Here is an 18,984-nt window from a genome sequence, read left to right as displayed (position 1 = left end):
GCTACCGCCCCGGCAGCAGCGGCGCCAGCGTCTCCAAATCCTTCTCCGCCCGGCAGGCCAGGAAGCGCGGCCCGTCGCCCGGCTTCGGCGCCCCGATCGGGAAGGCGGTCAGGCCGATATCGCCATAGACCCGCAGCAGCCCCGGCCCGACCCGCCAGAAGGCGGCATCCACGCCCTCCCGCTCGCACATGTCGCGGAAGCGCCAGATGGCGGAAACGCGGTCCCGCTCCTCCCCCGCCGGGTCGCCGAGCGCCAGCCAGATGCCGTCGCGGCGCACGAAGCCGAAGCCGGCGCGGCCGGCCTCGCCGAACACCGCGCCATCGGCAATCTCCGGCGCCTCCGCCCCCAGCGCCTTCAACCGCGCCCGGACCTCCGCATCCCAGGTCACCGGCTTCAGGCGCGCCGGGCGCAGCAGCCGCACCGCCGCCACCAGCAGCAGCACCGCCGCCAGGCCCACGGAGAACCTGAGACTGTCCGGTGCCAGCGGCGAGACCACCACGCCCCACCAGCTATCGCCGGCCACCTTGCCGCCGTAGCTGACCAGCGCCAGCATCAGCGCGCACAGCCCCACCACCACCAGCGGCAGCAACGTCGAGCCCGCCAGCGGTTCCGTCATCAGCCGCGCGGTGCGGTAGAAGGCGCTGCGCATCGCCGCCAGCAGCCCGGCCACCAGCAGGAAGGCGCCCCACAGCCACCAGCCATCGGCGCGCAGCCAGCAGATCAGCGCGCCGGTCAGCAGCAGCGCGATGCCGGTGCCCCAGGCCAGCGTCAGCCGCCGCAGCAGCCCGTAGCCCATCACCAGCAGCAGCGACCCGATCAGGGAGGCGGCGAAGTGGGACGCGACCGCCGCCTCGTACCCCGCCCATTCCGCCACCGCCGTGCCTTGCGCCGGCAGCGCGCCGACGAAGATCAGCAGCGCGCCGCCGAGACCCACCAGGCCCGCGATCACCGGCACTTCCAGCGCGTCGGTCACGCCCTGTTCCGTGGCGAAGCGCTTCAGCGCGTGGCGGCGCTGCGCGATCTCGAAGCCGGCGAACAGGATGCCGGCCAGGAACAGCGGCACGATGTAGTAGTACAGCCGGAACAGCAGCAGCGCGCCGACCACCTGCGCCGGGCTCAACCACGGTTGCAGCCCGATCAGGATGGCGCCGTCGAACACGCCGATGCCGCCCGGCAGGCTGGCAGCGATGCCGGCGGTGTAGGCGGCGACATAGATGCCCAGGAAGCGCAGGAAGGTCAGCCCCTCCGCCGGCGGCAGCAGCACGTAGAAGATCATCGCCGTGACGGCGACATCGACGCTGGCCAGCACCGTCTGCGCCACCGCCATGCGGAAGCCCGGCAGGTCGATGCGGTACTTGAAGATGGTCACGTGGGACCGCAGGCGGGACATGGTGACGTAGGCGATCACCGTCGCCCACATCGCCAGCCCGACGATCCGCATCGCCCAATGCGGCACATGCTCGCCGAGGCCCGGCACCACCTCCGGCTCCACCACCAGCACCAGCCCGCCCAGCGCGAAGCCGCCGAGCCCGAAGGTCAGGCTGGTGAAGGCCACCACCTTGGCGATGGCCAGCGGGGGCAGCCCCCAGGCGGCATAGAAGCGGTAGCGCACCGCGGCGCCGGATACGGCCGCGAAGCCCAGATTATGCGCCAGCGTATAGGCGCAGAAGGACGCCAGGGAGGTGCGCGCATAGCTCACCGGATGCCCGGCATAGACGCTGCCGAGCCGGTCGTAGATCGTCAGCACCGCGTAGGCCAGCACGGTCCAGCCCGCCGCGATCCACAGCGTCGTGGTCGGGATCGCGGCCAGCGAGGTCTGGATATCCGCCACCGACAGGCTGCGGAATTCGTTCTGCACCACCCAGATGGCGGCCGCGAGCAGCAGCAGCCCGAAGCCGGCCACGCCATGCCGGCGAACCAGGCTCCAAAGACGCTTCATGCGGCGGTGCCGTCCGCATCCTGCCGTGCCAGCGCGGCCTCGATCAGTCCGATGGTGCCGGCGATGCCGTACAGTGCCACGAAGCCGCCGAAGCGCGGCCCTTCCGGCTGGCCCAGCAGCACCTGGTACAGCGCGTTGAACCAGGCCCGCGAAACGCCCATCCGGCCGTCCTTGGCGGGCTCCAGGAAGGGCTCCCGCCGGCCGGCGTCATAGACGATGTCCTGGATGGCGCGCGCCTGCTCATCCGGCGGCAGCGCCTCCAGCTCGGCAAGCTGCGCCCGCAGCGCGGCGGCCAGCGCCTCGAAGGCCGGGCGCTCCGCCTCGGTCGCGGCGCGGTGCTGCTTCGTGGGGGCGACGCGGTCGCGGTAGTAGGCCACCGCGTGTTCCACCAGCCGCGCCAGCAGCGGATGCGTCTCGCCGCTGGCATCCGGCGCGTAGCGGCGCAGGAAGCCCCACAGCATCTCCGGCGCATCGGCGTTGATGACGCTGGCCAGGTTCATCAGCATGGTGAAGGACACCGGCGTGCCCGGGTCGTTCGTCGGCCCGCCATGGATGTGCCAGGCGGGGTTGTCCGGCCCCGGCGCCGCGCGCAGCCGGTCCAGGTTCTGCACGTATTCATCGACCGCGCGCGGAATCACATCGAAATGCAGCCGCTTGGCGCGGCCCGGCTGGTTGTACATGAACTGCGCCAGGGATTCGGGCGGCGCGTAGTGCAGCCACTCGTCGATGGTCAGGCCGTTGCCCTTGGACTTGCTGATCTTGTGGCCGTCCTCGTCGAGGAACAGCTCATAGGTGAAGCCGATCGGCGGCTCCCCGCCCAGCACCTTGCATATGCGGGAGGAGAGCTTGACGCTGTCGATCAGGTCCTTGCCCGACATCTCGTAGTCCACGCCGAGCGCGAACCAGCGCAGCGCCCAATCCGCCTTCCACTGCGCCTTGCAGTGCCCGCCGGTAATCCGCGTGCCGTGCCGTTCCCCGGTCGCGGGGTCGACCCACACCAGCAGGTCCTCCCCCGGCCGCACCTCCTCCATCGGCACCTGCATGACCACGCCCGTCTTCGGGTGGATCGGCAGGAAGGGCGAATAGGTGCCGCGGCGTTCCGGGCCGAGCGTCGGCAGGATCACCTCCCGCACCGCCTCATGCCGCTCCGCCATCCGCAGCAGCGCCGCGTCGAAGCGCCCCGAGCGGTAGTAGTCGGAGGAGGAGGCGAATTCGTATTCGAAGCCGAAGCGGTCCAGGAAGGCACGCAGGCGGGCGTTGTTGTGGTGGCCGAAGCTCTCATGCGTGCCGAAGGGGTCGGGCACCGCCGTCACCGGCCGGCCGAGGAACCCGGCCAGCATTTCCCGGTTCGGCACGTTGTCCGGCACCTTGCGGAGGCCGTCCATGTCGTCGCTGAAGGCGACCAGGCGGGTCGGCAGGCCGGTCAGCGCCTCGAAGGCGCGCCGCACCCAGGTGGTGCGCGCCACCTCCCCGAAGGTGCCGATATGCGGCAGGCCGGAGGGGCCGTAGCCGGTCTCGAACAGGGCCTCCCCCTTGGCCGAGGCTTTCACCCGCAGGGCCACCTTGCGCGCTTCCTCGAAAGGCCAGGCCTTGGCTGCGGCGAAATCGACGGACATGCGGGTCGGCACCTCGGGCTGCGGGCAACGCGGCCTTATAGAAGGCGCGCGCTTTCCAGGCGAGGCCGCCACCCGGCCCGGCGCCCAATATACCCGCCGTGGTTGCAGTCGCCACCGTGCCGCGAGACGCCTGACAGCGCCCGCGCTTTGCGCTAGATGCCCTGCATCCTTATGGCAGGAGCAGGGTGCGATGCGTGTCGGTGTGATCGGCGCCACCGGAGCGGTGGGGCGGGAATTGGTGGAGGTCCTCGGGCGGCGTCGCTTCCCGGTGACGAAACTCCGCCTCTTCGCCTCCGGTCGCAGCGCCGGCACGGTGCTGCCCACGCCCTTCGGCGACATCGCGATCGAGGAATTCTCCCAGGCCGCCGCGCGGGACCTGGACCTCGCCCTGCTGGCCGTCTCCGGCGACTTCGCCAAGGCGCATGCCCCGGGGCTGGTCGCCGCCGGCGTCACCGTGGTGGACAATTCCTCCGCCTTCCGGTTGGACGAGGACGTGCCGCTGGTGGTGCCGGAGGTGAACGGCCAGGCACTCGGCGAGGCCCGGCTGATCGCCAACCCGAACTGCACCACCGCCATCCTGGTCGTGGCGCTCGCCCCGCTGCACGCCGCCTTCGGCCTGAAGCGCGTCATCGTCTCCACCTACCAGGCCGCCTCCGGCGCCGGGGCGGAAGGCATGGCGGAGCTGGAGCGGGAGACGCGCCGCGTGCTGGTCGAGGGCCAGCCGGCCCGCGCCGAGGTCTTCGCCCACCCCCTCGCCTTCAACGTCATCCCGCACATCGACAGCTTCCAGCCCAATGCCTACACGCGGGAGGAAATGAAGGTGGTCTGGGAAACCCGGAAGATCATGGGCCTGCCGGAGTTGCTGATCTCCTGCACCGCCATCCGCATCCCGACCATGCGCGTGCACGGCGAATCCGTGACCATCGAGACCGAGCGCCCCGTCACGGCGGACGCCGCCCGGGAGGTGCTGCGCCGGGCCGCCGGCGTGAAGCTGGTCGATGATGTCGCGAAGAACCTCTACCCGATGCCGCTGACCGCCACCGGCCAGGACGACGTCGAGGCCGGCCGCATCCGCGCCAACCCGGTCTTCGGCGACCATGGCCTGGACCTGTTCCTGTGCGGCGACCAGTTGCTGAAGGGCGCCGCGCTGAACGCAGTGCAGATCGCGGAACGGCTGCCGGCGCTGGCGGTCCCGGCCTGAAATCCGCCGGCCGCGCGCATGAATCGCGGCCGATCCTGGGTTTCGCCCTTTGTTCCCGCCGCTCATGCCGCCACATTGGCGGCATGAGCCGATTCCCCGAACAGGCCCCGTGATGTCAGGCCGCCGTGCCGATGGCACCACCCCCCGCGCCATCGCCACGACACCTATGGTCCAGCCGCGCCTCCTGCTGCCCGACAGCCCGGCGCTGATCGCCGGCTTCGGACGCGGCACCCTGCTGACCCCGGATGGCGAGCTGTTCACCGGCTCCGCGCTGGAAATCGGCCGCCGGCTGCGGGACATGCCGCCGCCGATGGTGGTGCACGCCCCCGCCACGGCCAAGCGCCTCGGCATCGGCGCCTTCCCGGCCTGCGACCTGCTGGAGCTGTTCGCCTTCTGCCAGCCCGCGCGCCCCGCCGCCCCCACCCCGCGCGGCCTCGCCATCGCCCTGGACCGCGACCCGCCGGCCGATGACGAGGCCATGGCCGCCCTGCTGCCGGACCTCGCCACCGCCCTGCTCCGCCACCTGGCTGCCGGCCGCAACGCGCCGCTGAACCGCGATGCCGCCGCGCTGGCCGCCAAGCTCGGTGCCGACGGCAACTGGCCCTGGGCCGATTCCATCCTCGCCGCGCTCGGCCAGCAGGCCCGCCCCTCGCTGGACCCGCTGAAGGTCTGGCGCCGCCTGCCGGATTGGGAAGAAGCAGCCCCGCCGCCGCCCCCCTCCGCGCATCCCGTCACCTCCGCCGATGCCCGCCGCCGCCTGGCCGAAATCCTCGGCGAGGGCGCCGAACAGCGCCCGCAGCAATCCGACTACGCCTCCGCCGCCGCCGCCGCCTTCGAAGCCCGCGCAACCCGTGGCGCGCCCAACCTGGTGCTGGCGGAGGCCGGCACCGGCACCGGCAAGACGCTGGGCTACGTGGCGCCGGCCAGCCTCTGGGCGGAACGCAACGGCGCCCCGGTCTGGATCTCCACCTTCACCCGCAACCTGCAACGCCAGATCGACCAGGAGACCGCGCGGCTCTACCCCGAACCCGCCGAGCGCCGCCGCCGCATCGTCGTCCGCAAGGGCCGCGAGAACTACCTCTGCCTGCTGAACATGGAGGAAGCGGTCGGCGCCGCCGGCATGGCCGGCGCCCTGCTGCCCCTCGCCCTGGTCGCGCGCTGGGCGCTGGCGACGCGGGACGGCGACCTGATGGGCGGCGACTTCCCCGGCTGGCTGACCGAGCTGTTCGGCCCGCACGCCGTCTGGCCGCTGGCCGACCGCCGCGGCGAGTGCATCCACTCCGCCTGCGGCCACTACAAGCAGTGCTTCGTCGAACATTCCATCCGCCGCGCCCGCGGCGCCACCCTCGTCATCGCCAACCATGCCCTGGTCATGGTGCAGGCGGCCCTTGGCGGCGGCGAGGATGGCCGCCCGCTGCGCCTGGTCTTCGATGAGGGCCACCATTTGTTCGACGCAGCCGACGCCGCCTTCAGCGCCGACATGACCGGCGCCGAGGCCGCCGAGTTGCGCCGCTGGCTGCTCGGCGCCGAGGGCGGCCGTTCCCGTGCCCGTGGCCTGTCCCGCCGGCTGGAGGATCTGGTCGGCGATCGCCCCGACCTGCTGCTGCCGCTGGAGGAAGCCTTGCAGGCCGCCCGCGCCCTGCCCGCCCCCGGCTGGCCCAACCGCCTGTCCGATGGCGAGGACCCGCGCACCACCGCCGAGGGTTTCCTCCAGGCCGTCCGCCGCCAGGTGCTCGCCCGCGCCAAGGACGAGGAGGCCGGCTACGGCATCGAATGCGACATCCACCCGCTGCCGGAGCCGGTCGCCGAGGCCGCCTCGATCCTCGCCGAAAGCCTCACCCGCCTGAAGACCCCGCTCCAGTCCCTGCATGACCGCCTCGCCGCGCGGCTGGAGGATGAGGCGGAGGAGCTGGAGGTCGGCGACCGCATCCGCATCGAGGCCGCCTGCCGCGGGCTGGAACGCCGCGCCCTGATGCCGCTGACGGCCTGGACCGCCATGCTCGGCACCTTGTCCGCCCCGCCCCGCGCCCCTGGCACCCGCCCCGACTATGTCGACTGGTTCGCGCTGGACCGGCGGGAGGGGCGCGAGGTCGATTGCGGCATGCACCGGCATCACCTGGACCCGACGCAGCCCTTCGCCATGGCCGTCGCCGCCCCCGCGCATGGCCTGCTCATCACCTCCGCCACCCTGCGCGACGAAACCGGCAGCGGCGAGGACGACCCGGAAGCCGCCTGGCGCGCCGCCGAGGCCCGCACCGGCGCCGCCCACCTGCCCAGCCCGGCGATCCGCGCCGCCGTCGCCTCCCCTTTCGACTACGCGACGCGCACCCGCGCCTTCGTGGTGGAGGATGTCAGCAAGACCGACCCGGCCCAGATCGCCAGCGCCTACCGCGCCCTGTTCACCGCCTCCGGCGGCGGCGCGCTCGGCCTGTTCACCGCCGTCCGCCGCCTGCGCGACGTGCAGTCCCGCATCGCCCAGCCGCTGGCCGAGCGTGGCATCCCGCTCTACGCCCAGCATGTCGATGCCATGGACAATGCCACCCTGGTCGACGTGTTCCGGGCGGAGGAAGCCGCCTGCCTGCTCGGCACCGATGCGATGCGGGATGGCGTGGACGTGCCGGGCCGGTCGCTGCGCCTGCTGGTCTTCGACCGCGTGCCCTGGCCGCGTCCTTCCATCCTGCACCGGGAACGCCGCACGCATCTGTCGGAAGGCCAGCCGAAATCCTACGACGACGCCATCGCCCGCCACCGCCTGCGCCAGGCCTTCGGCCGGCTGATCCGCCGCGCCGACGACAAGGGCGTCTTCATCCTGCTCGACCGCTCCTGCCCGTCCCGCCTGATGGCGGGCCTGCCACCGGGCGTGGTGGTGCGGCGCCTCGGCCTGCGCGATGCGGTGGCGGAGACGCGGGCCTTCCTGGACGAGGCGCCCGCAACCCCGTGACTTGACCCGCGCGGCGCGCCGCGTGACCAATCCACCCGCCTTACTGGAGTCTGCTTCCATGCCTCATCGCACGGCCGAAACCATCCGCTTCAGCGCGCAGGAGGCGCTGGTCTGCGCCATGGTGCTGATGTCGGTCGCCGATGGCCCGATGTCGGATGCGGAACTCGCCATGATGTCCCGCATGGTGCAGGAACTGCCCGCCTTCGCCGATTTCCACAGCGCCGGCATCGAGACGGTGACCGACACCGTCGCCCGCCTGCTCGGCCGCACCGATGGCCTGGACATGGCGATGGAGATGCTGCGCGAGACCCTGCCCATGCGGCTGCGGGAGACCGCCTACCTGCTGGCCTGCGAGGTCTGCGCCGCGGATGGCGACGCGACGCAGGAGGAACTGCGCTTCCTGCAGGACCTCCGCATCGGCCTCGACATCGACCGCCTGATCGCCGGCGCCATCGAGCGCGCCGCCAAGGCCCGCTACCAGGTGATTTGAATCGCGCCTCCGGCGGAAACGCGGCAGGCTCCCGCATCGGGAGAAAATGCCATGCGAAGCTGGACCAGGCTTTCCGCCGCTGCCGCCCTGCTGGCCTCGGTCGCCGTCACGGCCCAGGCCCAGACGGGCCCCACGGAAATGAGCTTCTTCATCACCAGCGCCAACCCCGGCCGCGGCGGAGACCTCGGCGGCCTGGCCGGCGCCGATGCGCATTGCCAATCCCTGGCCCAGGCCGCCGGCGCCGGGGGCCGCACCTGGCGCGCCTACCTCTCGACCCAGGGCGCCAACGCCGTCAACGCCCGCGACCGCATCGGCTCCGGCCCCTGGCGCAACGCGCGCGGCGAGGTCATCGCCCGCAGCGTCGCCGACCTGCATGGCGAGACCAACAACCTGACCCGCCAGACCGCCCTGACCGAGCGTGGCACGCCGGTGACCGGCCGCGGCGAGCAGCCGAACAACCACGACATCCTCACCGGTTCGAAGGAGGACGGCACCGCCTTCGAATTCACCCCGGACCGCACCTGCCGCAGCTGGACCGATGGCGAGGCGGACGGCACCGCGATGGTCGGTCATCACGACCGGCAGGGCCTGCGCGACGACGCCTCCTCGAAATCCTGGAACACCTCCCACCCCACGCGCGGCTGCACGATGGAGGCGTTCCGCAGCACCGGCGGCGCCGGGCTGTTCTACTGCTTCGCCGTCAACTGACCTCGACGGCGGCCGCGCCGCCATCCGCTGCGATCGGCGGCGCATAGTCGCTCTCGCTCCAGGCGGACATGGCCACGAACTCCACCGGGTCGTGGGTGCAGAACACGGCGATGTCGGCCACCGGCTGGCGCAGCATCTGCCGCAGCCGCGCCAGGCTTTCGCGCTGCGCCGTCACGTCATCCGCCATGAAGCGCTCATAGGCGCCGACCAGCGGCGGAGGCCTGCCGTCGCCATGCGCCTCGTCCCGGTTGAAGTAGGTGTCGCCGGCATGCAGCATCCAGCCGCGCGGGCCCTTTACGGCGACTCCGGCATGGCCGGGCGTGTGCCCGGGCAGCGGCACCAGCAGGATCTCGGGTGGCAGGCCCTGCATCTCCCGCACGTTGCGCAGCCCGAAGAAGGTCTCGCCGCCGCCGCGCCGGCCGAGCCTGGTCTCCACCGGCTGCCAGCGCCCGGTATCGCCCCACTGCACCGGCCGCCAGCGCGCGCGATCGAGCAAGCTGCGGCGGTCGGTGGCGGCCTCGGCTTCCGCCGCCGTCAGGTGGACTGTCGCGTGCGGAAAATCCACCAGCCCGCCGGCATGGTCGAAATCGAGATGGGTCAGCACGATGTGCCGCACATCACTCGGCGCAAAGCCGAGCTTCTTCAGGCGGCGGATCGCGGTGTGCTCCGGGTCCATGCGGGCGCGCAGCAGCGCCAGGTTCCAGCCGGGCAGCCGCGGCGTCGGGCGCAGGGTATCGCGCAGCCCGAAGCCGGTATCCACCAGCACCAGCCCCTGCGCCGGCGTCTCCAGCAGCAGGCAGTGGCAGGTGATGCGCGCCACCAGGCCGGGGCTGACCCCATCCATCAGCCGGCCGCCGAGTGGCCGGCATGGACCCAGGTCGAAATGGTGAATTTTCATCCGTGTCTCCTGCCCTCGCTGGGCAGGAAACGGCCGTGGCGCGCGCTTGTTCGTTAGGAAGTCAGCATGCCATCCTGCGCCACCACCCGGCCGTGGCTCAGCACCAGCCGCCGAGGCGGCGTCGCGACCACCGCCTCGGCCACCGTCTCCGCCTCGACCAGCACCAGGTCGGCCCGTGCTCCCGGCACCAGGCCGTACCGGTCAAACCCGCAACCTTCCGCCGCCCAGTCGGTGACGGTGGCCAGCGCCCAGGCGATCTCGTCGTCGCGCCGGAATTCGTTCTTCAGCCCGACCAGCATGGCCCGCTGCAGCATGTCCGGCATGTTGTAGGGGGTCCAGGTGTCGCGGATGCCGTCATTCCCGGCGAAGATCCTGCCACCCGCCGCACGCACCGACCGTATGGATGGCACGGCGCGGGAGGGTGGCGCGGTGGTGGCGATGGCGATGCCCGCCTCCGCCAGCGCCGCATACAGGGCCGGCGCCCGCGCCACATCGCCCAGGCAGAAGCCGTGGCTGACCACGACCCGTCCCTGCATCCCCAGGGCCAGCGTCCGCTCGACGGTCAATTCCAGCGCGAAGGCCCCCAGCTCCCCCGGCTCATGCAGGTGGATGTCCAGCGGCTTGCCGTGCTTCTCCGCCAGGCCGAAAACGGCATCCAGATGCCCCTTCGGATCGCGGTCGATGCCGGAGGGATCGAGCCCGCCGACGATATCCGCCCCGTTCCGCAGCGCCTGTTCCAGCAAGTCCAGCGTTCCCGGCCGCACCAGCAGGCCGGATTGCGGAAACGCCACCACCTGGATGTCCATCCGCCCGCGCAGCGCCTCCCGCAGCGCCACCAGCGCGTCGCAATGGGTGGTGCCGATCTCGGTGTCCACATCGGCGAAGCTGCGGATGCGGGTGGTGCCACGCGCCAGGAACTGCTCCGCCAGCCGCGCGGATTGCCGCGCAGGGTCGAAGCCGTGGCGGCGCGCGGCGCGTTCCGATTCGATCCGGTCGATCAGAAGCGGCCCGACCTCGTTGGTCCACCAGCCCATGCCCCAGCGGGACTTGTCGAGATGGGTGTGCCCCTCGACGAAGGCGGGCAGCGCCAGCAGGCCCTGCCCGTCCTCAAGCATGGCCCCATCGGGCGCCGCCAGCCCCGGACCGATCGTGGAAATCGTGTCCCCCACGACCAGGATATCGACGGCCGCGCCACCCATCGGGCGGCAGTTGCGCAGCAGCAGATGTTCGCTCATGGCGCCAGCACCCAGTCCCGGAACAGATCAAGGTCGATATTGCCGCCGCACAGGATGGTCGCGACGCGCTTCCCCGCCATGCGGCCGCGTTCCTGCATCAGCGCCGCCAGCGGTGCCGCGCCGGCACCTTCCGCCAGGTTGTGCGTGTCCTGCCAATAGGCGCGGATCGCCGCCGCGATCTCGTCATCCGTCACCGTCACGATCCGCGCGGCACCCTTCGCGATGATGGCCAACGCGCCGGCATCCGGCACCCGCGTCGCCATGCCATCCGCCCTGGTCTCCGCCCGTTCCGTCGTCACCACCCGTCCGGCGGCGACGCTGCGGGCGTAGGAATCGGCGCCGGTGCTCTGCACGCCGATGATCTCGGTCGGCAGGCCCAGCAGGTCGCGCGCCATGATGCAGCCGCAGATGCCCGAGCCGAGCCCGATCGGCACATACAGCGCATCCAGCGGCGGTGCCGCCCGGAAAAGTTCCAGCGCGTAGGTGGCGACGCCGCGCACCAGGTCCGGTGCGAAGGAGGGGGCGAATTCCAGCCCCTCCACCGCCGCCAGGCGCATCGCCTCCTCCCGCGCCGCGTCGAAATCGGCGCCGTGTTCCACCAGCCGGGCGCCCTGCGCGCGCATCGCCGCGTTCTTCTCGACGCTGTTGCCGACCGGCACGACGATGGTCACCGCCACGCCGAGCCGCGCGCCCGCATAGGCCAGCGACTGTCCGTGGTTGCCCCGCGTGGCGGAGATGATGCCCGGAACCTGCGGCCTCTCCCGCTTCAGCCGCTCCATGAACACGAGCCCGCCACGCACCTTGAAGGCGCCGGTCGGCGTGTGGTTCTCGTGCTTCACCCAGACCTCCGCCCCGGTGCGCGCGGCGAGCAGCGGCCAGGCGAATTGCGGCGTCGGCGGAAACACGGCGTGGACCAGCCTTGCGGCCTCCTCCAGCGCGGGCAGGTCGAACACGCGGCATCCTTTCTCGGAACAATCGGCGGCGGAGGGCGTTCTCCGCCTGACGCAACTTAACGGAGGATTCCGCCATGGCCATCACGGTGGACAGCAGCCAGTGGACCGGACAGGGCCAGGATGCCGCCAAGGCGGTGCCCGTGGTGTGGGGTGAGTTCGCCGACGATGCCGCGCGCGACCGCGCGGCCGCGATGCTGCGCGCGGAAGGCGCCAAGCGGGACGACCCGACGACCCCGCCCGCCACCACGGAAACCGACACGCCGCTGAACCCGCCGGACGAGCACCCGGAGGAAGCGGACCTGCGCAACCGCCGTCAGCTTGGCGTCGGCACCGCGATGGCGGCCACCGCCATGGGTGCCGCGGGCCTGGTGATCGCGACGGGTGGCGCGCTGCTACCGGCGGTCGCGGCCGCCGCGGCGGCAGGGGCCGGAACGGGCCTCGCTGGCGAGGCCGTGGCCGCCGCCGTCTCCAACACCCCCGGTGAGGAAACCCGGCCGCCGCCGACCAATGGCGCGCTGATCGGTCTGCGCGCACCGGATGAGGCGACCCGCCAGGCGGCCGAGGCGCACCTGCGCGAACTGGGCGCCATCAACATCATCTACGACGACGCGTGAAACGGAACGGGCGGGGTGTTGCCCCGCCCGCCCTGTCACAACGGCCGCAGGTTGATGGCCGCTGCCTTGCCGCGTTCCATCGCAACCTCATAGGACACCTGCTGGCCCTCGTTGAGGCCTTGCAGGCCGGCCTTCTGCACGGCGGTGATGTGGACGAAAACGTCCTTCCCGCCATCCTGCGGGACGATGAAGCCGAAGCCCTTCGTCGCGTTGAACCACTTCACGGTGCCAGTCGCCATGCGAGCCGGGCTCCTTCCCTGGACGAGCAGGCCTGGGCGACCATCGCCCAGGCAGGCCATGCGGCGGCGGAACCTGGAGGCGGCCCGGGGCATGGTCCGGGAGGCACGGCGAGGCAAGCCGGTACGCGATGACAAGGGCAGCATGGGCAGCCGTATATCCGCTGTCAAAGCCATGACGTGGCGGTCACGCCCTTGTCAGAATTGTATCCCAACGCACAAAAAAGAGGCGGACCCTGCGGCCCGCCTCCTTTCCGTTCAGCGTGATGACTGATCCGAAGATCAGAAATCCATGTCGCCGCCCATGCCGCCCATGCCGCCGCCGCCACCGCCGCCGCCGGCCGGAGCCTTCGCCGGACGCTCGGCCACCATGGCTTCGGTGGTGATCAGCAGGGACGCGACCGAGGCCGCATCCTGCAGCGCCGTGCGCACGACCTTGGTCGGGTCGATGATGCCGGCTTCCACCAGGTTCTTGTACTCGTCCTTCTGGGCGTCGTAGCCGAACTCGTAGGTATCGGTACGCAGCACCTCACCGGCCACCACGGCGCCGTCCTTGCCGGCGTTCTCGGCGATCTGCTTCAGCGGCGCCTGGATGGCGCGCCGAACGATCTCGATGCCGACCTGCTCGTCGCTGTTCGCACCCTTCAGGGTGTGCAGGTTGGTGGAGGCGCGCAGCAGCGCGGTCCCGCCGCCCGGCACGATGCCTTCCTGGACCGCGGCGCGGGTCGCATGCAGCGCGTCGTCGACGCGATCCTTGCGCTCCTTCACCTCGACCTCGGTCGAGCCGCCGACGCGGATGACGGCGACGCCACCGGCCAGCTTCGCCAGGCGCTCCTGCAGCTTCTCGCGGTCGTAGTCCGAGGTGGTCTCCTCGATCTGCGCCTTGATCTGCTCGCAGCGGCCCTGGATCTCGGTCTTCTCGCCGGCGCCGTCGACGATCGTGGTGTTTTCCTTCTCGATCTTCACGAGCTTGGCGCGGCCGAGCATGGCGAGCGTCACGTTCTCGAGCTTGATGCCGAGGTCTTCGGAAATCACCTGGCCACCGGTCAGGATCGCGATGTCTTCCAGCATCGCCTTGCGGCGATCACCGAAGCCCGGCGCCTTGACGGCGGCGATCTTCAGGCCACCGCGCAGCTTGTTCACGACCAGGGTGGCCAGAGCCTCGCCCTCGACGTCCTCGGCCACGATCACCAGCGGGCGACCGGACTGCACGACGGCCTCGAGCAGCGGCAGCATCGGCTGCAGCTGGGACAGCTTCTTCTCGAAGATGAGGAGGTAGGGGTTCTCCATCTCCGCGATCATCTTCTCCGCATTCGTGATGAAGTACGGGGAGACGTAGCCGCGGTCGAACTGCATGCCCTCGACGACGTCGAGTTCGGTCTGGATGGACTTGGCTTCCTCGACGGTGATGACACCCTCGTTGCCGACCTTCTCCATCGCCTTGGCGATCATCTCGCCGATCTCGTTCTCGCCATTGGCGGAGAGCGTGCCGACCTGCGCCACTTCGGCGGAGGTGGTGATCTTCTTCGTCTTGGTCTCGAGCTCGGCGACGATCTGCGTCACGGCCTTGTCGATGCCGCGCTTCAGGTCCATCGGGTTCATGCCGGCGGCCACGGCCTTGGCGCCCTCGCGGATGATGGCCTGGGCCAGCACCGTCGCGGTGGTCGTGCCGTCACCGGCCGTGTCGTTGGTCTTCGAGGCCACTTCGCGCACCATCTGCGCGCCCATGTTCTCGAACTTGTCTGCCAGCTCGATTTCCTTGGCGACCGTCACACCGTCCTTGGTGATGCGCGGGGCGCCGAAGGACTTGTCGAGGACCACGTTGCGGCCCTTGGGGCCCAGCGTCACCTTCACGGCGTCGGCCAGGATGTCCACGCCACGGATCATGCGCTCGCGCGCCGAGGCGCCGAACTTAACGTCTTTCGCTGCCATGTAATTCTATTCCCTATCGTTCCGTTGAGGAGACCAGGCGAAGGTGCGGGTGGCCGGTGGGCGGCGTGGCGCGGATTGCCGCGCCGCCGCCCAGCGGGCTCAGGCCGCCTTCGCCACGGAAGGGGTGTCGAGGATGCCCATGATGTCGGACTCCTTCATGATAAGGAGCTCCTCGCCATCGAGCTTCACTTCGGTGCCCGACCACTTGCCGAACAGGATGCGGTCGCCGGCCTTGACGTCGAGCGCGCGGAGCTCGCCCTTGTCGTTCAGGGTGCCGGAGCCGACGGAGATGACTTCCCCTTCCTGCGGCTTCTCCTTGGCGGTGTCGGGGATGATGATGCCGCCCTTGCTCTTCTCTTCGGCCGTCACGCGGCGGACGAGAACGCGGTCATGCAGTGGACGAAAGCCCATGGACTTCTCCTGTCGCTTCCAAAAGATGGCAAGCTCTTCCGGAGATTTCACGGCCAGCGGACCCGATTGGCACCCGCTAGCACTCCCCCCAGAGGAGTGCCAGCGATGTAGGCCAGACCTCCATTCGCGTCAAGTATCGGCAGCACTCTCGGAGTGCGAGTGCTAAGCGCTTGTTTGTGAAGGTTTTTCTTGCAACCTGCTGGTTCCCTCATGCGATGCTGCCTTGCCGGCCACGTCAGGCCGGTATGGCGAGAGGCCCGGATGGGCCAGGAAGGAGCACGATGGAACTCAGTGGCCTCGAACGCTTCGCACGCACCCCATTGGCCGCCCCGCCGCCGGACTGGCGTCTCACCACGGCCGAGATCCTGTACCACATGCCGGACCATCCCGGCCTGTTGCAGACCTTCATCTGGCAGAAGCACGACCTTGCGCCGAAATTCCCGGCGCTCGGCCAGTTCCTCGCCTTCTGGCAGCGCGAGATCGAGGGCCCGCTGCATTCCGTCCGCGTCGCCTCCGCGGCGCTGATCCGCCCGGCGGAACTGCGCTACGCCAACGGCCAGTTCATTCTGCACTGATCCCGGGGAGGACGCGCGCCAGCCTGGCCGCGAACTCCGCTGGCTGGCCGCGGCCGAGCGGCGTGTTGTAGTGCCGCTTCCAGTAGGCGGCCATGCCGGCGACGTCGCCGGCGGCCGGAAGCCGGCCCGGCGCGCGGCGATAGCGCAGGCGCGCCATCGCCGCGGCATAGACCGGGTCGCGCAGCAGGGTCTCAGGCTCCGGCTGCCCCTTCGGCAGCCCCGCCAGCATCCGCATCCGCGCGGCCAGCGGCGGGCGGAAGGCCAGGAAGGTTTTCCAAATGTCGTCGTGGGTCGCAGGCTCCATCTGGAAGTAGCCCAGCGCCGGCCCGCGCGAGCCGTCCCGGTTCGGCAGCTGCCGCAGGTGCCGCAGCAGGCTTTCCTGCAATGCCGTTCCCAGCAGCAACTGCCCCACGGCCCGCCGCGCCGCCGGCGGGTCCAGCGCCAGCGCCACCAGCGCCGGATCGATGACCTTGAGAAGAAAGCTGCCGGGCGTCCAAACCACCTGTTCCATGCCGCGGCTCCTTCCGATCGAAGGTGCGACTACCACGAAATAGGAACAAATTCCAGATCAATCCGGATCGCCATCCATCGCCCGCGCCGCCCGATGCCGCCGCAGCAACCACAGCCCGAGCCCGAATGACACCAGCAGCAGCGCCGCCGCCAGGCCAAGCTGCCACGCCCCCTCCACCCGGATCCCCTTGCCCAGCAGCGCGAAGACCACGGTCTGCGGCAGGTAGCCGAGCGCCGAGCCGGCCAGGAACGGCCAGGCCGCCAGCCCCGCCATCCCGGCCAGCAGGTTCAGCGCCAGGTTGTTGCCCACCGGCAGCAGCCGCAGCGCCAGCGTCGCCTGGAACGGGCTCTGCACCAGCGCATCGCGCAGCGGCCGCAGCCGGTGCCCGAAGCGGCCGGACATGCGCTTTTCCGCCCAGCGCCGCCCGAGCAGCCGCGCCCAGCCATAGCTCGCGGCGCACCCCAGCAACTGCGCCAGCAGGCCGAGCAGGATGCCGAGCACCGTGCCGAACCCATAGCCGCCCAGGAACACCACGCTCTGCCGCGGCGCGCCCACCGCCGTCAGCGCCGCGCCCACCAGGACGAAGACCAGCTCCCCCCACAGCCCTTCGCCGCGGATGTCACGGTCCACCCAGCCGGTGCCGGGTATCCCATCGAAGCTGCGGAACAGCGCGCCTGCCGCCAGCAGCCCGCCGGCCAGCAGCAGCAGCTTGCCGAGCGATTTCCAGCGCAGAGACTTTGAAAGGCCCGGCATCAGCCGGCCGGTGGAACCGCGGCTGGCTTCGCCACCCCGACAGAAACCCGCTCCGCCACCGGCCGCCGCCAGCGCCGTTGCAGCCAGATCACGCCCAGCAGGTCGGACACCGCGACGCCGAGGCGATCCAGCGTGCCGTAGTTGGACTGCCCGCGCAGCCGTGGCCGGTGGTTCACCGGCTCGCTCACCACCCGCCCGCCGGCGCGCAGCACCAGCGCCGGCAGGTAGCGGTGCATGTGGTCGAACCGCGGCAGGTCGAGGAACAGTTCCCGGGAAAACACCTTCAGCCCGCAGCCGGTATCCGGCGTCCGGTCGCCCAGCAGCCGGGCACGGACGGAATTTGCCAATCGGCTGGTCACCCGCTTCACCCGGCTGTCGCGCCGCTGCGTGCGGTGCCCGGCCACCATCAGGTCCGTGGCCGATTCGGCCTGCGCCCGGGCCCAAAGCCGGGGAATGTCCGCCGGGTCGTTCTGCCCGTCGCCGTCCAGCGTCGCGATCCAGGGCGCGCGCGCCGCCAGCACGCCGCTCACGATGCCGGCCGATTGCCCGCAGGCCACGGCATGCCGCAGGACCAGCACCGGGAATCGCCCCGCCGCCTCGACCAGCCGCGCGCCGGTGTCGTCGGTCGAGCCATCATCGACACACACCACCTCATAGGTGGTGCCGGCCAGCGCCGCCGCGATCTCGCCGATCAGCGGCAGTACGTTCGGCCCCTCGTTGCGCATGGGGATGACGACAGAAATTTCAGGCGCCGGTTCGGCGCGGAGGGGCCGGTCCGGCCTCGGGGACGGGTCGGGGGCCATGGCGGGGCGGGTAGCAGGGGTCGGCGCGGGCGGCAAGCGTGTGGCCGGCATGGCACCGGCGATGCTGCGCTCCGCGAATTCGGCTTATATGATGCGCCATGCCCTTCGACCCGCCCTCCCACGCCTCCACCACCACCCGCGCCGCGGATGCGCGCGCCGTCGCCCGCTGGCTGCTCGGCGTCGCCGGGCTGGTCTGGATCATGGTCGCCATCGGCGGCGCCACGCGCCTCACCGGCTCCGGCCTGTCCATCATGGAATGGGCGCCGCTGTCCGGCACGCTGCCGCCGCTGAGCCAGGCGGAGTGGCAGCGCCTGTACGACCTGTACCGCACCGTCCCGCAATACGAGCTGGTCAACCAGGGCTTCGGGATTGAAGGCTTCAAGCGGATCTTCTGGCTGGAATGGCTGCACCGCTTCTGGGGCCGCCTGATCGGGCTGGCCTACGCCGCCGGCCTCGCCTGGTTCTGGCTGCGCGGGCGCATCCCCGCCGGCAGCAAGCCGCGCCTGCTGGCGCTCCTGGCACTCGGCGGGCTGCAGGGCGCGGTCGGCTGGTACATGGTCGCCTCCGGCTTCGAGGCGGATCGCACCGCCGTCTCGCCCTACCGCCTGGTGATCCATCTCGGCCTGGCGCTGGTGATCTTCTCAGCCTTGGTCTGGACGGCGCTGGGCCTGCTGCGCCCGGAGGGCTCCGCGCCGCCGGAGGCGCGGCCGGTGCGGCGGATGGTGCAGGTGGCGGCCTGGACGCTGGCGGCGGCCATGCTGGCGGGCGGCTTCGTCGCCGGAATCCGCGCCGGGCTCAGCTTCAACACCTTTCCGCTGATGGACGGCCAGCTTGTGCCGGATGGCTACTGGCTGCTGTCGCCGGCCTGGACCAACCTGACCGCCAACATCCCCGCCGTGCAGTTCAACCACCGCCTGCTGGCGACGCTGACGGCGCTGTTCACGATCGGCGCCGTCTGGGCGGCGCTGCGGCGCCTGGCGCCGGGTGCGCCGCGCCGCGCCGTTCTGGCGCTCGGCGGCGCCGTTGCCCTGCAATACGCGCTCGGCGTCGCGACGCTGGTCTACGTGGTTCCCGTTTCGCTCGGCACGCTGCACCAGGCGGTGGCGGTGCTGGTGCTGGCCGCGGCGCTGGTCGCGCTGCACGCGCTGCGCCCGGCACCGCGCTAGCC

At 71.1% G+C, this 18,984-nt stretch carries 18 protein-coding genes; 7 read left to right on the top strand and 11 right to left on the bottom strand.

The window, feature by feature from the left end; genetic code table 11:
* Position 1: 1 nt before the first annotated feature.
* Positions 2 to 1,939, bottom strand: a complete 1,938-nt coding sequence (locus tag ACFHPP_RS00195) for a lysylphosphatidylglycerol synthase domain-containing protein (RefSeq protein ID WP_437161246.1) — start codon at positions 1,937 to 1,939, stop codon at positions 2 to 4.
* Positions 1,936 to 3,555 (bottom strand): lysine--tRNA ligase, encoded by a 1,620-nt coding sequence (locus ACFHPP_RS00190; RefSeq protein WP_437161245.1) that lies wholly within the window; start codon positions 3,553 to 3,555, stop codon positions 1,936 to 1,938. Before ACFHPP_RS00190 ends, ACFHPP_RS00195 begins: the two co-directional genes overlap by 4 nt.
* 190 nt (positions 3,556 to 3,745) lie before the next feature.
* Here ACFHPP_RS00190 and ACFHPP_RS00185 point away from each other — a divergent pair, with 190 nt between their 5' ends.
* The 4 genes from ACFHPP_RS00185 to ACFHPP_RS00170 all read left to right on the top strand — a co-directional run bounded on the left by ACFHPP_RS00185 (position 3,746) and on the right by ACFHPP_RS00170 (position 8,895).
* The gene (locus ACFHPP_RS00185; protein ID WP_437161244.1) at positions 3,746 to 4,756 is read left to right on the top strand and encodes an aspartate-semialdehyde dehydrogenase; all 1,011 of its coding nucleotides are present in this window, start codon (positions 3,746 to 3,748) and stop codon (positions 4,754 to 4,756) included.
* A gap of 166 nt (positions 4,757 to 4,922) precedes the next feature.
* Entirely contained in the window at positions 4,923 to 7,697 is a 2,775-nt protein-coding gene (locus ACFHPP_RS00180; protein WP_437161679.1) for an ATP-dependent DNA helicase, read from the top strand.
* A gap of 58 nt (positions 7,698 to 7,755) precedes the next feature.
* Entirely contained in the window at positions 7,756 to 8,187 is a 432-nt protein-coding gene (locus ACFHPP_RS00175; RefSeq protein WP_437161243.1) for a tellurite resistance TerB family protein, read from the top strand.
* Positions 8,188 to 8,238: 51 nt separating this feature from the next.
* Positions 8,239 to 8,895, top strand: coding sequence for a hypothetical protein (locus ACFHPP_RS00170; protein ID WP_437161242.1), 657 nt, complete (start codon positions 8,239 to 8,241; stop codon positions 8,893 to 8,895).
* Here ACFHPP_RS00170 and ACFHPP_RS00165 read toward each other — a convergent pair.
* Genes ACFHPP_RS00165 through ACFHPP_RS00155 form a run of 3 tightly spaced genes read right to left on the bottom strand, consistent with a single transcriptional unit; the run spans position 8,888 to position 11,981 of the window.
* Positions 8,888 to 9,793, bottom strand: a complete 906-nt coding sequence (locus tag ACFHPP_RS00165) for an MBL fold metallo-hydrolase (RefSeq protein WP_437161241.1) — start codon at positions 9,791 to 9,793, stop codon at positions 8,888 to 8,890. The genes ACFHPP_RS00170 and ACFHPP_RS00165 overlap by 8 nt on opposite strands.
* A 53-nt stretch (positions 9,794 to 9,846) precedes the next feature.
* The gene (locus tag ACFHPP_RS00160) at positions 9,847 to 11,028 is read right to left on the bottom strand and encodes an amidohydrolase family protein (protein WP_437161240.1); all 1,182 of its coding nucleotides are present in this window, start codon (positions 11,026 to 11,028) and stop codon (positions 9,847 to 9,849) included.
* A complete protein-coding gene (locus tag ACFHPP_RS00155; RefSeq protein WP_437161239.1) occupies positions 11,025 to 11,981 on the bottom strand; it encodes a threonine dehydratase in 957 nt (318 codons plus the stop codon). The genes ACFHPP_RS00160 and ACFHPP_RS00155 overlap by 4 nt, the downstream gene beginning before the upstream one ends.
* A 74-nt stretch (positions 11,982 to 12,055) precedes the next feature.
* On the opposite strand from ACFHPP_RS00155, the gene ACFHPP_RS00150 reads away from it, so the two are divergent.
* A complete protein-coding gene (locus tag ACFHPP_RS00150) occupies positions 12,056 to 12,595 on the top strand; it encodes a hypothetical protein (protein WP_437161238.1) in 540 nt (179 codons plus the stop codon).
* A 35-nt stretch (positions 12,596 to 12,630) separates the two neighbouring features.
* Here the strand turns inward: ACFHPP_RS00150 and ACFHPP_RS00145 are convergent, their stop codons facing one another.
* From ACFHPP_RS00145 to groES, 3 genes are all read right to left on the bottom strand, one after another.
* Positions 12,631 to 12,834 (bottom strand): cold-shock protein, encoded by a 204-nt coding sequence (locus tag ACFHPP_RS00145; protein WP_430669726.1) that lies wholly within the window; start codon positions 12,832 to 12,834, stop codon positions 12,631 to 12,633.
* A gap of 279 nt (positions 12,835 to 13,113) precedes the next feature.
* Positions 13,114 to 14,763 (bottom strand): chaperonin GroEL, encoded by a 1,650-nt coding sequence (gene groL / locus ACFHPP_RS00140; protein WP_430669725.1) that lies wholly within the window; start codon positions 14,761 to 14,763, stop codon positions 13,114 to 13,116.
* Between the two features lie 99 nt (positions 14,764 to 14,862).
* Positions 14,863 to 15,174 (bottom strand): co-chaperone GroES, encoded by a 312-nt coding sequence (groES, locus tag ACFHPP_RS00135; protein WP_304814245.1) that lies wholly within the window; start codon positions 15,172 to 15,174, stop codon positions 14,863 to 14,865.
* A gap of 281 nt (positions 15,175 to 15,455) precedes the next feature.
* On the opposite strand from groES, the gene ACFHPP_RS00130 reads away from it, so the two are divergent.
* Positions 15,456 to 15,749: an usg protein gene (locus tag ACFHPP_RS00130; RefSeq protein WP_437161237.1), complete on the top strand. Its 294-nt coding sequence runs from the start codon at positions 15,456 to 15,458 to the stop codon at positions 15,747 to 15,749.
* Here the strand turns inward: ACFHPP_RS00130 and ACFHPP_RS00125 are convergent.
* From ACFHPP_RS00125 to ACFHPP_RS00115, 3 genes are read right to left on the bottom strand one after another with little or no spacing between them, the layout of a single operon-like run.
* Entirely contained in the window at positions 15,736 to 16,260 is a 525-nt protein-coding gene (locus ACFHPP_RS00125; RefSeq protein ID WP_437161236.1) for a hypothetical protein, read from the bottom strand. The two genes, ACFHPP_RS00130 and ACFHPP_RS00125, sit on opposite strands and share 14 nt — an antisense overlap.
* A 57-nt stretch (positions 16,261 to 16,317) precedes the next feature.
* Positions 16,318 to 17,013 carry a TVP38/TMEM64 family protein gene (locus ACFHPP_RS00120; protein WP_437161235.1) on the bottom strand — a complete coding sequence of 232 codons (696 nt, stop codon included), beginning with the start codon at positions 17,011 to 17,013 and terminating at the stop codon, positions 16,318 to 16,320.
* Complete coding sequence (locus tag ACFHPP_RS00115) at positions 17,013 to 17,867, bottom strand: glycosyltransferase family 2 protein (protein ID WP_437161234.1); 855 nt, start codon at positions 17,865 to 17,867, stop codon at positions 17,013 to 17,015. Before ACFHPP_RS00115 ends, ACFHPP_RS00120 begins: the two co-directional genes overlap by 1 nt.
* A 47-nt stretch (positions 17,868 to 17,914) precedes the next feature.
* Here ACFHPP_RS00115 and ACFHPP_RS00110 point away from each other — a divergent pair, with 47 nt between their 5' ends.
* Positions 17,915 to 18,982, top strand: coding sequence for a COX15/CtaA family protein (locus ACFHPP_RS00110; RefSeq protein ID WP_437161233.1), 1,068 nt, complete (start codon positions 17,915 to 17,917; stop codon positions 18,980 to 18,982).
* The last annotated feature ends 2 nt before the right edge of the window (positions 18,983 to 18,984 follow it).

This window comes from Falsiroseomonas sp. E2-1-a20, assembly GCF_051433195.1.
GTDB lineage: Bacteria > Pseudomonadota > Alphaproteobacteria > Acetobacterales > Acetobacteraceae > Falsiroseomonas.
This window is presented reverse-complemented; position numbering and strand designations above follow the sequence as displayed.

Bases quoted from the DNA above. Each gene is read 5' to 3' on its own strand.
- ACFHPP_RS00195 (WP_437161246.1), bottom strand. From the start codon at position 1,939: ATGAAGCGTCTTTGGAGCCTGGTTCGCCGGCATGGCGTGGCCGGCTTC.
- ACFHPP_RS00190 (WP_437161245.1), bottom strand. From the start codon at position 3,555: ATGTCCGTCGATTTCGCCGCAGCCAAGGCCTGGCCTTTCGAGGAAGCG.
- ACFHPP_RS00185 (WP_437161244.1), top strand. From the start codon at position 3,746: ATGCGTGTCGGTGTGATCGGCGCCACCGGAGCGGTGGGGCGGGAATTG.
- ACFHPP_RS00180 (WP_437161679.1), top strand. From the start codon at position 4,923: ATGGTCCAGCCGCGCCTCCTGCTGCCCGACAGCCCGGCGCTGATCGCC.
- ACFHPP_RS00175 (WP_437161243.1), top strand. From the start codon at position 7,756: ATGCCTCATCGCACGGCCGAAACCATCCGCTTCAGCGCGCAGGAGGCG.
- ACFHPP_RS00170 (WP_437161242.1), top strand. From the start codon at position 8,239: ATGCGAAGCTGGACCAGGCTTTCCGCCGCTGCCGCCCTGCTGGCCTCG.
- ACFHPP_RS00165 (WP_437161241.1), bottom strand. From the start codon at position 9,793: ATGAAAATTCACCATTTCGACCTGGGTCCATGCCGGCCACTCGGCGGC.
- ACFHPP_RS00160 (WP_437161240.1), bottom strand. From the start codon at position 11,028: ATGAGCGAACATCTGCTGCTGCGCAACTGCCGCCCGATGGGTGGCGCG.
- ACFHPP_RS00150 (WP_437161238.1), top strand. From the start codon at position 12,056: ATGGCCATCACGGTGGACAGCAGCCAGTGGACCGGACAGGGCCAGGAT.
- ACFHPP_RS00145 (WP_430669726.1), bottom strand. From the start codon at position 12,834: ATGGCGACTGGCACCGTGAAGTGGTTCAACGCGACGAAGGGCTTCGGC.
- groL (WP_430669725.1), bottom strand. From the start codon at position 14,763: ATGGCAGCGAAAGACGTTAAGTTCGGCGCCTCGGCGCGCGAGCGCATG.
- groES (WP_304814245.1), bottom strand. From the start codon at position 15,174: ATGGGCTTTCGTCCACTGCATGACCGCGTTCTCGTCCGCCGCGTGACG.
- ACFHPP_RS00130 (WP_437161237.1), top strand. From the start codon at position 15,456: ATGGAACTCAGTGGCCTCGAACGCTTCGCACGCACCCCATTGGCCGCC.
- ACFHPP_RS00125 (WP_437161236.1), bottom strand. From the start codon at position 16,260: ATGGAACAGGTGGTTTGGACGCCCGGCAGCTTTCTTCTCAAGGTCATC.
- ACFHPP_RS00120 (WP_437161235.1), bottom strand. From the start codon at position 17,013: ATGCCGGGCCTTTCAAAGTCTCTGCGCTGGAAATCGCTCGGCAAGCTG.
- ACFHPP_RS00115 (WP_437161234.1), bottom strand. From the start codon at position 17,867: ATGCCGGCCACACGCTTGCCGCCCGCGCCGACCCCTGCTACCCGCCCC.
- ACFHPP_RS00110 (WP_437161233.1), top strand. From the start codon at position 17,915: ATGCCCTTCGACCCGCCCTCCCACGCCTCCACCACCACCCGCGCCGCG.